Consider the following 16138-nt stretch of genomic DNA (forward strand, 5'->3'; position numbering starts at 1 on the left):
ATATTAGCTTTGCCTTTGCCTAACGACTTCATATAAAAAAGCGCCACAAGCCACTGACACATTAAGAGATTCTATATCACCTAGTAATGGGAGTTTCACTTTAGCATCCACAACTTTCAAAGTTGATGGATTAATACCTCGACCTTCCGAACCCATAATAATGGCACAGGGTTCATTAAATGATATATCGTACAATATCTCACTAGTTTTTTCGGTAGCAGCAATTACTTTAATGCCTGATGCCTGCATGAAGAATACGGCATCTTTAATATGGTCTACTTTACAAATAGGTATTTTAAAAACTGCTCCTGCACTTGTTTTAATAGTGTCTCCATTTACAGGTGCACCACCTTTTTTTTGAATAATTATACCATTAACACCCGTACACTCTGCTGTTCGAATAATAGCTCCAAAATTACGAACATCGCTTAATTGGTCAAGTAATAAGAACAAGGGTGTTTTACCAGATTCTATAACACTTAAAACAAGTTCTTCCATGTTATGAAAACCGATAGGCGATATTTGGGCCACAGCACCTTGATGGTTCTTTTTGGTAAGTCTATTTAATTTTTCAACTGGTACATAAGAAGAATTGATTGAATTCTTTCTTAAAACAGCTTCTAATTCCGCGAATAACTCACCTTTTAGCCCTTTTTGTAAAAAAACTTTATCTATGGTTTCTCCAGCATTAATAGCTTCTATAATGGCTCTTATACCGAATATTTGTGTTTGGTTTTCCATTGGGGTAAAGGTATAAAAAAACCACCTTGAAAAAGGTGGTTTTTAGTTTATAGATACAACTACTTAAGAATTATTTTTTTAGTAATATTTAGATTGTTCTTATTTATTTTAATTAAATATAAACCAGACGAAAATGAAGTTAAATTAATTTTCTGCGTATTAGCATTTAAATCAATATCTGTATTAAAAACTTCTTTGCCAGAAATATTAAATACTTGCAACTTACTTTTGCCTAAGTTAAGAGAAGTAGAGATAGTAATGTCGCCATTAGAAATTGTTGGATATACCTTTACTGAGGCACTAACATCTTGATTCTCATTAACCGATAAAGGCACGGAGGTAAATTGACTCGTAAATAAACCACGACCATGGGTGGTTGCTAAAATTGTATTATCGCTAGGTCTTAGGTCAAGATCTAAAACAGTTACATCACTCATACCATTATAGGCGGTTTGCCAAACAGGGTTGGTAACTGTATAATCTGAAGTTGACCACACGCCAAGTTCTGTTCCAATTATTAACTCACTTGGGAGTAATGGATTTTGTAAAATACATTTAACAGGTAAATCTGGAAGGTTGCCTTCTATGGATACCCAAGAGGCTCCACTGTCATCCGAAAACCATATACTTGTAACACCATAATTATGAATGGTCACAAAAATTTCTGTTTCGTCTATGCCATAGGCTAAATCTGATACACTACCTGTAAATTCACCAATAGGATTAATGTTAGGTAAGTTTAGCCAGTTAGGTGACGTATCTGCTGTTTTTACTTGTAATACTTTGCCATTTTCTAATCCAATTAGTAATGTTGTAGAACTCGTAGTATGAGGCGAAACCTTCAAGGCTGTGGGACGTGCGTCCATAAAATTATTAGTCAAAAAGTCATTTACAACATTGCCAGAACCAGAAGTGAAATTAGAAATTCTTTCAATAACAAAATTATCAGGATTAGAAGTAGAAGCATTGGTATACAAGATATTCAAGTTTTCATCTAACTCGGCTTGATTAATAAAATCGCCTCTATCTACATCATTAACAGCATCCTCTGGAGTTGATATAGTATAACTAGTTGCAAGAGATGGATAGCTTATATAGCGATGCGTATTTCGCGGGTAACTTTGTATCATATAGGTTCTACTATCATCAATCTCGGTATAGCCGCCATCACCGCCAAATGGGTCTACAAAACTGTTGGTCCCATTGGATGCAGACGTGGCTAATAAGGTCCCATTATCCTGTGTTCCTCCCGTAAGGTCTGTATTGCTAATATCACCATAGTAGAATTGTGAGGTAATATAGTTTTCGTTCCTTGAGGTAATTGCGTTAGAAGATGCAAATGCATTAATATTATCCGTGTAATACACGCCATTGTCATTACCAAAAACAAATTTATTGGTATTTCCAGCACCAGGTCTCTGTATAGCCGCATGCTGGTCGGGACCTATTAATGAGACATTAAGAGTATTTAAGCCTGGGTTGTTTGACCATTTTGATATTTGCGACCAATTGACACCATCATTACTGGTTCTAAACAAATTAATACCGCCAACAATTAAATTGTCATTGGCGTCAGCTTCAATTAATAGATTATAAAAGGCTTGTTCTCTGGCATAGTCGGTGCTACTTATATCGTTATCCGCATCATTTGGCTCAAGCATGTTGGCAACTATCCCAAAGGCGTTTGTAGTAATAAAAAGATCTACATCTCTTCCATCATTTGCAGTTGGACCTGGTACATCTGCGGCTATCCAAAATTTATTAGCATCCAAGCTAGATGGTTCTAATTCTGTCCTTCTGGCATTAGAAATGGTGTGCTCCAATGTAAAAGTAGTCCCGTTAGTAGATTTGTATATTTTACCACCATCAAATCCATAATAACTTCTTGTGGTCGTAAACCATATATTATTATTTAGGTCTAGCTCTATATCGCAAGGGTTAGAGAATGTTCCATTAGATTCGGTAATGTTAAATCGTGTCCAAGAAGCACCACCATTGATAGATTTATAAAGCCCTTGGTCTTGAAGGCCATGAAATTGATTAGGATTATCAGAAAATTTATAGAAGTTACCAGCAACAGCAGCATACAACTCAGTAGTCGCACCAACATCTCTTGCAACCAAGTCGTTTATGTAAAAAACACCTTCAATATCCTGTCCTCCATCGTTATCTATGTAGCCGCCAAAAATATTATTCCAAGTAGCACCACCATCAATAGACTTCCAAATCCCTCTACCAACAGCATCTCCGAAAACATAAGATTCGCCAGAGCCAATATAGAAAACATCAGAATCGTTGGGATCTGAAATAATTACATTAACCGATATAGTTTCATCAATCCCAGGAACCAATGTCCATGAAGAATTTGAGTCTGTAATATCTTCATTAACCCATAACCCACCAGAAACACCACCAGCGAAAACACGCGTATAGTCGTCGTTAGGATCTGGGTTACCTACATCGTTAGGATCGAACATAATACCTCTTGTTCTACCTCCAACATTATTTGGTCCACGCTCTACCCAGGCATTATCATTATCTCCTCCAACACCTTTTGCAGTACTTTTTCTTTGGCTTCTCAGTGTATTTTGAATATCGATCAACCTTTCGGGCATGGGTCTACCTGTACTTGGGTCTAATGTTAATTCCCATAAGCGTTCGTAATATCTATTTGGAGGAAGGCCCGCTTCATGACGTTCTTGTTTAGTTAAATCCCCCGTATTTGTAAAAGGACTATGTTCTAAATGTTTTTGGTGAAGTTCTCTTAAATCTATATCAGATTTTTGTTGTATTTCTCTTAGATTTAAGAGTACTATGGTAACTAAAAGGATACTCGAGAAACTTAGGAGAACTAGTTTTGTTTTTTTCATTTTTTTAGGAACAATTATTTTTTTCTAAAGATAATGAAATTAAAAAAAAAAAGTCAGCTGGTTCCAGCTGACTTTTTTAATATACATTTATTGAATATCTCTATAATTTTGTTAGAACAAATTGATAAGGACCGAATTCACCTAATACACCAGTACAGGTAATTGTTTTATTAACATAATCGAGTGATGCTGATTCTACAGTCATCAACCTGAAAAAAGCAATTACTGGACTTACTGGATCAATAGCATCATCAAAACTTACGGGGCCAGTTTCACAATCTCCTAAAGTCATAACTGTATCCGGCCAAAGGAAAGAGTCAAACCCCGAGCTGGCTGTAATAAGGAACCTGGTATCTGTCAATGACGCTATCTCAACTTGGTAACTTTCTCCAAAAAAGCTTCCTAGCGGGGAACCTGCAAATGGACTACCTTCAATAAAGTTTTCGGTAACAGAAAAAGTGCCTTTAAATTCTGTAAACAATGGGCAAATTTCGATACGAACAGACGTTAATCTATTTCCTCCGGAAACTCCTGCAGTCACTTCTGCTCTGCTAGTAGAGTTTAGTACGACATCAAAAATTAATATTTCAGTAATACTTGCAGCCTCTTTTAAATCTAATTCTAAAACGGGGTAGTAGTTACCTTGAAAACTAGATTTTCCAGCTTCTGCAATCACCTTGCCTGAGTTGCTAAAAATTGAATTTGGATCAGCTCCAGAAACTGAAACTAAACTATAGTTTATTATTAAATCTGTAGGATTAACAGGTACTTGAACATCAATTTCAAGGGGAACTATAACAGCTTCTGATAAATCAAAATCTAATAAAGAGAAACTAAGCTCTGAACTTGAATTAAACTCAACCCATCCAGTTTCAGGAAAGGCATCAAACTTACCTTCATTATCACCTTCACTATTGTCACAACTGTTAAAGGAAACGATAACAGCTAAGAATAAAAATATTTTATATATATGTTTCATAATATTAAGTGTTATTGTTTTGTAAATCTAAAAGTTGTATCGTATGGTGTACATCCACATTCAGCATCTTCTGAAAAATATTCATTTATAGTAACTTCGAAAACAGAATCTTCAGTTGCTATGTATGTAGATGGCGTAGCAGCTGGTCCTACATTAATAGGAGGTGTTGTCCCTCCTGAACATCCTAAACCAGTATCGGTAACATTAACTATAACCTCATTACAAACCAAAGAAAAGTCTATTCTAAGTAATGGAAAAGAAGCGCTAATACCTTCTAAATAAATGGCGCTGAAGGAACGAGAGGTATCGCCAGTTGAAGCGATTTCTACTATTTGATTTTCAAAAAACTGAACTCCATCGCAAGGATTAATAGGAGTAACTTGTTCCATAAGATAACTACCGCTAAAATCTGCAACAATAGGACATACTTCAAAAATATTTACAATTACTTGATTTGTATCCATATCATCATTTGCACTTAAACCTTCTAGTTTAAATACAATTTGCTTACTAGCTGGCTCAACCAAATTATTATCCATCCCCATAATAGTTATGGATGCTTGATAGGAATCTGCAGGAATTGTTAAAGTAGATGGTAATGAAAATGTTAAAGGGTTTGCCGTTGTAAAAGGTGAATCGTCACCTTCCTCAATATCTGCTTCATTAACTAAATTAATATTAAAAGTACGATCTGTTGAAGATTTAGTACTTGAATTTAAAGTAAGAGTAACACTTCCTGTAGCATCAATTGCGACTGGTAGGTTAACAATTGTTGCTGGAAAAGAAAGAAATGTTCTATTCGTGCTCTCATCCCCGTTATAAATGGTTGGTTCTACAGTTTCATCACAGGAATAAAAGCCTGTAATTAATACTAAAGAAAAAATAAGTTTATATATATTTTTCATAATTATTTTTTTTAATTAATATCCAGAATTCTGCGTGATAACTCTGTTACCATTTAATTCAGATTGAGGAATACCTAATGTGAATCTAAAATTATTAGCTTCTAAATTACATGGAGCTTCAAACGACTCACAGTCTACACTTAGTCTATCAACACCTATATTAAGTTCTCCTCCAAGACGTTTTAAGTCTAAAAAACGCTGTCCTTCAAAGCAAAGTTCTTTTCTTCTCTCTTTTAAAATATCTACTAAGGCATCATTTAAATTAGTATATACTGGTAAAGGCTGTGGAGTACCTACTCTCGCAGTCCTTAAATCTTGAATAGATGTAGCTGCTTCCACGAGCATGTTATTTCGAGCTTCCATTTCTGCTTTTATCAATAATATTTCCGCAGAACGCATAACTTTAATATCATTAATTTGAAGTCCATCACCTGAGCCAGGATATTTCCCAATTAGCAATAAATTATCAGGGTCGTTAGTGGCAATAAAATTACTTTGACTATCTATATTTGTAAAAAAGCGAATATCATTTGGTACCTCAGATAATTCGTTATAAAGTTCGTTAGAAGCTTCTAAATAGGCATCGTCTGGATCTACCTGATTAAAGTAGAATAAATCTCCAATACCATTTGTTCCATTTACTCGCGATAACTTAAAAATAACCTCTGCATTACTGTCATCGGAAAATATATTAAAATACTCAGTTTGATTTGCCAAAGGATATTTAGCAAGCAAACTTTCTGCTAGATTCATAATAGTCGAACTATTATCACCTTCCAATAAGGCAATGTTAACTTTAAGAGCATCAATAAAATCGTTATTAATAAAAATTGGATTAGCACTTGTTGAGTTATTTGGATCTAGTAAAGTTGCAGCTTCGTTTAAATCTGCTTTTATAAAAGCTAGAGTTTCGGCAACTGTATTTCTCTCAAATTGATCTGCTATCGTAGGAATAAAATCTACATTAATAATAGATAAAGCCGCGTCATTTTGATAATCTGATGTAAAGTATTGAAATAAATCAAAGTGGGCTAGAGCTCTTAAAGCCAATAGTTGCCCTTTAATATGATTTGCTTCATCAAGATCAGTTGATTCTATTGTTAAATTATTTAAGGCATTAAGAGCAATATTTGCTCTAAAAATTGTTAAGTAACGATTTGGCCATAAAAATTCTGAAATAGAATTACCACTAATATCAACTAAAAAACCATAGGCTTGAGACCCTTGTCCATTATTAGCAACACCAGATTTTAAGTTATCGGTAAAAATAGCATTAAAATAAATAACATCTCCAGAACCATTACCACCAAAATCAGGGCCATAAGATGAATAAACGCTATTAAGTGCACTTTGAAGGTCTACAACATCCTTTATTGCAGCAGCTTCATTTAGCTCACCATCTTGCACAATATCGGTAGCATCGCTACAAGACATGGCTAACAATAAAACCATAGAGCTAAAAATTGTTGTAAAAAATTTATATGTTTTCATTTTCATTTTTTTAAAAGTTTATTGTTGCTCCAAATGTATATATCTTAGGGGTTGGGAATTGACCTCTATCCGTTGTTCTAAAGTTAGATTCTGGATCCCAACCTCGGTATTTGGTAAAAGTCAATAAATTTTCACCCTGTACATAAACTCTAAAACCAGTAATTGGTATGTTTTCTAAAAACTTTCGTGGTAGGACATAGCCTAAAGTTATATTTCTAAGTCTTAAAAAAGAAGCATCTTCTAAATACCTATCTGTTTGATTAATATAATCAACACTACCCAGTGAAGAATTTATACGAGGAATATGGGTTATGTCACCTATATTCTCCCAAGCATTAAATAAAGAAACCGATCTGTTTCTACCATTTTCTACAGACCCTTGTGACCCTTCTTCTAAATCAGCAAAATCTAAATTATTTCTATATATATCTGCTACAAAAGACCACTGGTTACTAAGCTCAAAACCTTTATATCTAATCGAAGCTCCAAACCCTCCTTGCCAAACAGGATAAATGGATTTACCAGTAAATACTCTATCATCATCAGTTAATGTTTCAGTAAGTTGATTGTCTGCTGTATAAAACAACGGATTACCATTTGAAGGATTAACACCTGCATATCTTACCAAATAGAAGGACCCTAATGGTTCTCCTTCACCAGTTGCAGTAGAACCTCCTAAATTTACAAGCCCATCTGTAGATGGAGGTAACTGTTCTACTTCATTTTTGTTATAAGAACCGTTTGCAAATACCGAAACATTCCAATCTTTATTCTGAATAATAGTATATTTTAAATCCAGTTCAATTCCTTTATTAACCATAGAGCCTATATTAGAGCTAATGGTTCCTTGGCCATTAATAGCAGAAATTCTATCACTTTGAAAAAGGTCATCTGTTGTTTTTTCATATACATCAATAGCACCACTAAATTTATTTTTCCAAAGACCAAAGTCTATACCTATGTTGGTTTGAGTTGTTTCTTCCCATCTTAATGTAACATTCGCTCTCTGATTAGGAAAGGTACCATTGCTTCCGTTGTAACTAAGTCCTGTACCAAATAACTCTCTGGTATCGTCTAGTGATGAGTAGTAACCAGATCCAATTCTATCATTTCCTGATACACCATGAGACGCTCTTAATTTTAAGAGATTAAAAGCCGTGTTATCCATGAAGCTCTCTTCATCAATATTCCATCTTGCTGCAACAGAGTAAAATGTTCCCCATTTATTTTCTTCAACAAATCTAAAAGAATTGTCTCTTCTTATGGAAGCAGAAAATCCATATTTGTTATTATACGTATAATTTAAAGTTCCAAAAATAGATAAGTTTCCTACATTTAAATCTGTCCTACCGACAGTTGGGATATAAGGGTTTACCGTTTCACCATCAATTTCTTCTGTTGTTCTGCCTGCAATTAAACCAGCACCAGTCCCAACTAATCTTGGATCGATACCTTCTTGTCTAAAGTTAAAACCATCAAAGTGTCCTTTTACATATTCAAAATAGGCAGTAGCATCAAAATCATGAACTTCACCAAATGTATTTGCATACCCTATAGAGTTTACAATATTAAATCTAAAGTCTCTGGTGTAATATTCTTCTTGAACTCCTCCAAATTGAGCATCAACCGAAAAATCTGATTGAAATGGTCCTAAAATGGATTCGGGATGTAAAATTTCTGTTCTTCTTTCAGTTCCAAGATCAGCACCCATTTGAACACCAGCTGTTAAATTTTCAGCAAAGTTCCAGTTCGCATTAAAAGAAGCTAGAATTTTAATTTCTTCTTCTTTATCTGTATTAAAACTTATACTATTTAATAGTACATAGGGGAAATTTGTTGCTCCTGCAGCTAATAAAGCCGTTATGTCTCCTGGTTGTATTCCGCCATCTCTAGTTAGAGATCCATCGGCATCAAAAGGACTTAAATAAGGTAGGCCTTGCAATGCGGCACTAAAAGGATTAAAAAATGTATTTCCAGATCCTGCATTATCTAATTCATTAGTCTCAGAAAAACCTAGAGAAACGTTCATGCTATAGTTAAATTTATCATCACTAGACTTACCATTAAAGTTATTTCTAATAGTAAAACGTTGAAATTCTGATCCTATAAAAATACCGTCTTGTTCGAAATATTGAAGGGAAGTATAATTAGAAGAATTTTCTCCTCCAGATGTAATAGCTAGATCATGAGAAGATGTGGTTCCTTTTCTAAAGAAAATGTCTGTCCAACTGGTGTTTACTTGACGCGCTATTGTAGCTATTTCGCTATTAGTTAGACCTGCCCCTCTTCCTTCATCATAAGTACGCTGGAAGTTTAAAATTTCTGATGTATTCATCAATTCAAAGGGTTGATCCTGTAATTCGTTGTAACCATAAGTTGAAGTATATTGAAATTTTAATGCTTCGTTAAAATTCCCTCTCTTTGTTGTAATAACTATTGCACCATTCGCTGCTCTATTACCATAAATATTAGCTGCTGCCGCATCTTTTAATACCGAATAAGTTGCAATGTCATTTGGATTTATACTTCTAAAGTTGTCTTCATCAACTGCAATTCCATCAACAATAAATAGAGGTTCAATATTACCATTAATAGATCCAGGACCCCTTAAGATAATAAGCGAATCCGCTCCGGGTTGTCCAGTACCCGTTGCAATATTTAAACCGGCAACTTGTCCTTGAAGATTTTGTATGGCAGAGGCATTGGCTCTATCTTCTAAAATTACTGCCTGTACAGTTGATACAGCAGCTGCACTCGCCCTTAAAGTAGATACTCCACCATAGGCAGTTACAACAACCTCTTCTAACGAAGAAGTGCTCTCTTGTAATACAATATTAATTGTATTTGAACTCCCTACAGTAACTTCTTGATTTGTGTAGCCAATAAAACTAAAAACAAGGACTTGCCCTGTATTTGCTTTTATTGAATAATTACCATCAAAATCTGAAGATGTACCTGAAGATGTTCCTTTGAGCAAAACAGTTGTTCCAGGTAAAGGAAGCCCAATTTCATCTGTAACGGTACCTGAAATTGTCTTTTCTTGTGCAAATGTTAATTGCACGACCAACGCTAGAAATAGCGTTAGCATTCCACTAAACTTTCTTTTCATAGTTATAATTATTATAAAATTAGTCAATCTCAAAAATCTTAAAAAAAAGTTAATAAAACAAAGAAAGAACTTAAAATTAATTACAAAAGTGATAAAATTAATGCTAAAAATTAATAAATAACTTCGAATTATTGTGTTTTTTAGAAGGTAATATGCAGATCTATTTAAGTAATTTTATTTAATGCCTTTGGCGAAGGATAAGGTAATGTAATTTGATTTTTACTTCAAAGGAATATATCTATTTCTTCAACTAATTAAGAACTAATGGGGTTTTTTTACCAGATTTTAATTTAAGAAATAACTAACCTCTAGGCTATTTTTATTAAAATAGTTATTCTTTATTAATCTTTTATTGAGATAAAATTCTTTAAATGTAAATGTTACAAACAATATAGATTATAAAAATAAAACCTCGGTATAACAATACCGAGGTTTTAAATATTTTAATTTTATTGATTATGGTTGTATAGTATATACAGTAATACCACGTTCACCATAAGCAGTGGCTGTCCAATAAATTGTTATAATCCCATTAGTGGCATCATAATTACTTGGCTCCGCAGCTAATGGGTCTTCTAAAACTTCTCCATCAAATTGATCAGAAACATCACTCCATGTAACTGGACCATCCATAGTTGGATCAAATTCGATAACAGCAGAAGCCGGATCTACACCATATGAAGTTGCATAATCATTTGTATAAAGCCCACCTGTAATATCAGAAATAAGATACTCTCCTTCAGTTGAACAATCTGCTAAAGCTATTTGATCAGTGTAGGCGTATGGACCAGAACCAAAATCATCCACGAGAATAGTACCGGTTACATCATAAACTCCTGCAACATCGCCACAATCAACATCAGAAATATTAATTGTTACAGTTTTTAATAAATCTGTACCTGCGCGGCCAACAGCTATTTCACCATCAGCGTTTGATGCAGAGGTTAAAGTGATAATTAAGGTTTTATTTCCGTCCTGTAAATCATCTTTTAACAAATTAACTACTAAGTCAGCATTAAATGGTAGTCCATCAATATTAGGAGTATTATCATATTTAATTGTAATACTACCTCCAGCACTAGTTCCACCATCTACAGTAAAATCTGTTCCGTATACGGCAGTACCACTAAAAGCAAAATTTACTGTAACATCGCTAGTAGTTCCTCCTGGGATTTCAACATTAATTTCATCGTCTGTATCTCCATCGGCCTCAGACACATCAATGTCATCAATAGTTGTAACAACACCTGAAACACTAAAAGCAACATACTTAGGAAGTTCTTCCAATGTTATACCTTGGTCTGCGGCATCATAGTCTGTCTCACAAGCATAAAAGCCTGTTAAAAGTATACTAAATAATATATAAACTATTTTTTTCATTTTCTTTTTTTTTATAAGTTTTCAAACCACATTGGTACGTCTGTCTGTACATTTGCTGGTGTACTTGGGTTATTTCCAATTTCATCAGGCGGATATGTAAATCTTTTTAATATTGTTGAAATACTAGAGCCCGGTGGTGGAGATAATACAGGGATTTTATTCCTTCTTACATGATTCCAAGCTAGAACAGGTTGATTAAATGCAGCTAAGTATTGCTGGTTATAAATATCATCCATAGTTGGCGCAGATAATCCATCAACATAAGTATCAATGTCGGCATCGGTAGCTAGTGCTAATACACCTGGGATATCTTGACCCCACCATTTAATTGAATTTCTTATACCATTTTTGTAATTTGTTTCTGCTGAACCAGCACTTGCAAAACCATCTAAAGCTAATTCCGCTTTATATAAATCTATTTCGCTTGGATTCATTAAAACATCTGGAAGGTCACCCCTAATTATATTATTACTTAATACAGAAGTCTCTGGATCTGGAAAAACATCATTACCAGGTGGATCTAAATCATTTCTAGCTACCCATAAATCCCAACGAGGATCACCTGACCCATTTAAAAGTTCGTCTATTGGGTCACCAGGGCCAAATATATTTTGACTTTCATTATCAGGTCCAAAAAACGCTGTAATAATACCAAGCATTGCACTTTGAGCACCAGGGCCACCTGCATAAGGGACAAACGCAGCTTGACTATTAGACGTCATTAACTCTTCACCCAATACCGCTGTAATTTGAGAATCAACATTGGCACCACCACTTCTAAGTAGCATTAAGGCACGTAATTTTAATGAATTAGTAAAAATTTTCCATTTAGATAAATCACCTCCGTAGAACATATCACTTGAAGGTGTAATGCTAAATTGTCCCTCAGTGCTATGAGCGTCAATAAGCGCAATAGCTTCATCACAAAGGTCTACAACACCATTTAAAACAACTTCTTGATCATCAAAATTTGGTGCTGGAAAATTAGCCCCATCTAATGCTTCTGTATAAGGAACTTTTTCCCAAATACACGTTAATTCAAGAAATGTATTTGCCATTAAAGCTGTGGCAATTGCATTTACATTATTACTAGTAGGGCCTGCAGCTGCTGCATCAGCTTTTACTAATGACAGGTTACCAAGCATACTAACATACCAAACACCCCAAGTATTTCCTGAAAGAGTTCCACTAACGGCACCTCTATTAGGACTATTAAAAGTATTTGATATATATTGCGATACGTCACAAATTCTCGTCCCTAGTTCTGAAACTTTCCTAGCAGAATATTCGCCAAACACAAATGGTAATACTGCATTAGGGTCTGCAGATGTCGCGGCAAGCGGATCTGTATTTATATCTAACGTATTGTCACATGAGTATATAGAACTCAAAGTGAAAACAGTTGATAATATTATTATTGAATATATTTTTTTCATTTTGTATATATTATTAAAATGTTAATCTTACATTGAAACCTACACTTCTTGTAGAAGGTACGCTCGCTCTTTCAACTCCAAAACCATCTGCGCCAGATCCGAACAAACTAGCTTCTGGGTCAATATGAGGTACTTTTGAGTAAAGTAATGCTAAATTTCTTCCTTCTATACCAAGTGAAAGACCTTGAAGAAATCCATTACCTAATTGCTCTTTATTAAAAGTGTAAGAAAGTGAAACTTCTCTCAATTTTACAAATGATGCGTCAAATATGTAGGCCTCTGAAGCATTACCGATACCTAGCGAGTTACTCCAAAAGTCTTCTGCATTAAGTAATGGTACGTCATTATCTCTAAAAGTTCCATCACCATTATCTAAAACACCAGCAGTATCAATAAATGCACCTTCTCTATTTGCTAAAGTTTCAGTAACTAAACCTTGCTGCTGTAAGTCTTCAACAGTAGATGATTTCATTACGCCGCCCCATCGAGCATCAATAGTTGCAGAAAGATTAAAACCTTTATAACTAAAATTGTTAACAAAACCGGCTGTCCAATCTGGTAAAACAGATCCAAAAGACTCGACTGCTCCCGCTTGTCTTCTACCAGTATTTGGATCAATAATTGGTCTTCCCGAAACAGGGTCTTTTAAAAATGGTATAGCACTCAATTGGAATGGTTTACCTGGTTCTGCGATAACTTGAACACTCGAGAAACCAGATGCTATAGTTATTCTTTCAACACCTGAAGTTAATGAAATAACTTCACTTTCTACTTTAGACCAATTGATATTTGTTCTCCATGTAAAATCACCAATTTTAAGAGGTGTAGCATCTATTGCTATTTCAAAACCTTCATTATCTACACGACCAACATTTTGAGTGTTGAAGCCAAAACCAGTAGATTCCGGAATTGGAACATTAAGAATTTGATCTTCATTTCTTGTATTAAAATAAGAAAGATCTAATCCTATTCTACCCTTAAATAATTTTAATTCCAAACCAACTTCATAAGAAGTTTGTTCCTCCGGAAGTAATGCATCTGGTGGAATCGTAGCAGAAGCAGAGTATGCCAAAGCTCCGTTTAATGGGAAATTTAAATCTAACCCATACTGACCATCGGCAGTAGATTGAGGAGTAAACCTAAAATCTAATAAGTAAGGTGTTGTATCATTACCAACCTTTGCCCAACTTCCACGTAACTTACCATATGATAAAATATCACTTTGAATGTTAAAAGCATCAGTAAAAACAAAAGCCATACCTACTGAAGGGTAAAAGTAGTTATTGTTATCTTTTGGCAAAGTAGATGTCCAGTCATTTCTACCTGTTACAGTAAGAGTTAGATAATTTTTATATTCTATTTCAGCAGAACCATAGAGACCAATAACTCTAGATTCAGCAAAGTCTCTATTAGCAATTACTTGTGCTGCATTAGCTGGACTAAACAATTCTGGTATTAATAAATTAACACCTTCAATATATTGTCTTTCAAATTCTCTAGAGTTGTATTGCACACCTCCTAATATACTAAGGTTGAAGTCTTCATTAAGAGTTTTTGTATAATTGGCTATAAAATCAGCAGTTACTTCGAAACGTCTTATATTGTCACTAATAAAATCACCTTGTAATCTACCAATCGTTCCTTTACTATTTTCAATTAGCCTTCTATCGTCTAATAAGTCCATTCCAACTCTTCCAGTAAACGATAAATCCTGCCAAGGAGTATACGTCATTTCGAAATTTCCGAATATTCTATCATCATCTCTATTATTTAAATTCTCATTTCTTAACCAGTAAGGGTTATTTGCTTCAAGACCTGTATTGTCAAATAAGGTGTTAATCTGATTTCCAGATGCGTCTTTCCAAGGAATATAATCTCTAGGATCTACTGTGCTACTAAATTGATGCAAGGCAAAAATGTTTGGATCATTTGCACCAGCAGCTCCAGTACCTCTAGTTTTAGTTTTTGCATATTGAACACTAAATCTAGATCTTAACTTATCACTATGTCTAAGACCAGCATTTAAATTGACAGTAGTTCTGTCAAGCTCAGCACCAGGAAGAATACCAGTTTGAGCCCAGTTCGTCAAACTAAGACGGTAGTCATATTTTTCACTACCATCTGAGATAGCGAAATTGTTAATAGCAGTTTGGCCTGTTTTGTAAAACTCATTTATACCATTATCTTTAACCGCTGTTAGTGGGCCAGTAGCACCAGTTATAGCAAGGTTTTGTTCGGTTTGCCCAACGATTCTAGGTCCCCAGTCTACACCTAATCCGGCATCAAATCTACCTCCAGTACCACCGGCATATTCTGTTTGATAATCAGGTATTCTAAACAAGTTATCGAATCTTAAAGAAGAGTTGATATTAACCGTTGGTCCAACGCCTTCCTTACCACGTTTTGTGGTTACCACAATTGCCCCTGCTGCTGCACGAGAACCATATAAAGCTGTTGCAGCCGCACCTTTAAGTACATTTATGGATTCTACATCATCAGGGTTAATTGCAGATGCACCATTGGCAAAATCTCTGTTACCAGTAATTCTATTAGTATCTCCAGAAACAGTTTGCGAATCATTAATTAAAACACCATCAACAATCCATAATGGGTTATTTCTTCCCGAAAGTGATGATACACCACGAACTATTACTTTAGAAGAACCACCAAGATTACCACCAGAGTTAGTTACTTGAACACCTGTAACCTTACCTTGTAAGGCATTACTGATATTTGTTTCACGAGCTCTAGTCAATTCCGCAGCTTTAACTACATCGGTTCCATAGGCCAAATTTCTTGCTTCTCTTTTTATTCCTAAAGCAGTTACAACTACCTCTTCTAAAGCTTGAGCATCTTCTACCATTGTAACATTAATAGTATTCGATGTTCCTACAATAATTTCTTGAGTATTATATCCAACAAAACTAAATACAAGAGTAGCCCCTTGACTTACATCTATTGAATATTTACCATCGAAATCTGCAGAGGCACCAGAAGATGTACCTTTAATTAAGACTGTTGTTCCTGGTAGAGGTAATCCACTATCGTCGGAAACCGTACCAGAAATAGTCTTTTGTTGTGCAAAAGTAAATTGCACAGCAAACGCCAGCAAAAGCGCTAGCATTCCACTAAACTTTGTTTTCATGTTATAATTATTTGAATTAGTCAATGTCAAAAATCTTAATAAAATCTTAATAAAACAATTAATATGGTATAAATTTTAAAAG

9 protein-coding genes are annotated in these 16138 nt (G+C 34.6%); all 9 read right to left on the minus strand.

Features of this window, described 5'->3' with window-relative positions:
• Positions 1 to 3: 3 nt before the first annotated feature.
• Positions 4 to 741: a 23S rRNA (guanosine(2251)-2'-O)-methyltransferase RlmB gene (gene rlmB, locus FEF17_RS08580; protein ID WP_139001923.1), complete on the minus strand. Its 738-nt coding sequence runs from the start codon at positions 739 to 741 to the stop codon at positions 4 to 6.
• A 59-nt stretch (positions 742 to 800) separates the two neighbouring features.
• Complete coding sequence (locus tag FEF17_RS08585; protein ID WP_139001924.1) at positions 801 to 3611, minus strand: T9SS type A sorting domain-containing protein; 2811 nt, start codon at positions 3609 to 3611, stop codon at positions 801 to 803.
• A gap of 100 nt (positions 3612 to 3711) precedes the next feature.
• Positions 3712 to 4590: a hypothetical protein gene (locus tag FEF17_RS08590; RefSeq protein WP_139001925.1), complete on the minus strand. Its 879-nt coding sequence runs from the start codon at positions 4588 to 4590 to the stop codon at positions 3712 to 3714.
• Positions 4591 to 4601: 11 nt separating this feature from the next.
• Entirely contained in the window at positions 4602 to 5495 is an 894-nt protein-coding gene (locus FEF17_RS08595) for a hypothetical protein (protein ID WP_139001926.1), read from the minus strand.
• A 15-nt stretch (positions 5496 to 5510) separates the two neighbouring features.
• Complete coding sequence (locus FEF17_RS08600; protein WP_170180984.1) at positions 5511 to 6986, minus strand: RagB/SusD family nutrient uptake outer membrane protein; 1476 nt, start codon at positions 6984 to 6986, stop codon at positions 5511 to 5513.
• 10 nt (positions 6987 to 6996) lie between these two features.
• Positions 6997 to 10095 (minus strand): SusC/RagA family TonB-linked outer membrane protein, encoded by a 3099-nt coding sequence (locus FEF17_RS08605; RefSeq protein ID WP_139001928.1) that lies wholly within the window; start codon positions 10093 to 10095, stop codon positions 6997 to 6999.
• Positions 10096 to 10551: 456 nt separating this feature from the next.
• The gene (locus FEF17_RS08610; protein ID WP_139001929.1) at positions 10552 to 11475 is read right to left on the minus strand and encodes a hypothetical protein; all 924 of its coding nucleotides are present in this window, start codon (positions 11473 to 11475) and stop codon (positions 10552 to 10554) included.
• A gap of 11 nt (positions 11476 to 11486) precedes the next feature.
• Positions 11487 to 12866 (minus strand): SusD/RagB family nutrient-binding outer membrane lipoprotein, encoded by a 1380-nt coding sequence (locus tag FEF17_RS08615; protein WP_170180985.1) that lies wholly within the window; start codon positions 12864 to 12866, stop codon positions 11487 to 11489.
• A gap of 58 nt (positions 12867 to 12924) precedes the next feature.
• Complete coding sequence (locus tag FEF17_RS08620) at positions 12925 to 16056, minus strand: SusC/RagA family TonB-linked outer membrane protein (protein ID WP_139001931.1); 3132 nt, start codon at positions 16054 to 16056, stop codon at positions 12925 to 12927.
• Between the last annotated feature and the right edge of the window lie 82 nt (positions 16057 to 16138).

Source organism: Hyunsoonleella aestuarii (assembly GCF_006148925.1).
GTDB lineage: Bacteria > Bacteroidota > Bacteroidia > Flavobacteriales > Flavobacteriaceae > Algibacter_D > Algibacter_D aestuarii.

Bases quoted from the DNA above. Each gene is read 5' to 3' on its own strand.
- rlmB (WP_139001923.1), bottom strand. From the start codon at position 741: ATGGAAAACCAAACACAAATATTCGGTATAAGAGCCATTATAGAAGCT.
- FEF17_RS08585 (WP_139001924.1), bottom strand. From the start codon at position 3,611: ATGAAAAAAACAAAACTAGTTCTCCTAAGTTTCTCGAGTATCCTTTTA.
- FEF17_RS08590 (WP_139001925.1), bottom strand. From the start codon at position 4,590: ATGAAACATATATATAAAATATTTTTATTCTTAGCTGTTATCGTTTCC.
- FEF17_RS08595 (WP_139001926.1), bottom strand. From the start codon at position 5,495: ATGAAAAATATATATAAACTTATTTTTTCTTTAGTATTAATTACAGGC.
- FEF17_RS08600 (WP_170180984.1), bottom strand. From the start codon at position 6,986: ATGAAAACATATAAATTTTTTACAACAATTTTTAGCTCTATGGTTTTA.
- FEF17_RS08605 (WP_139001928.1), bottom strand. From the start codon at position 10,095: ATGAAAAGAAAGTTTAGTGGAATGCTAACGCTATTTCTAGCGTTGGTC.
- FEF17_RS08610 (WP_139001929.1), bottom strand. From the start codon at position 11,475: ATGAAAAAAATAGTTTATATATTATTTAGTATACTTTTAACAGGCTTT.
- FEF17_RS08620 (WP_139001931.1), bottom strand. From the start codon at position 16,056: ATGAAAACAAAGTTTAGTGGAATGCTAGCGCTTTTGCTGGCGTTTGCT.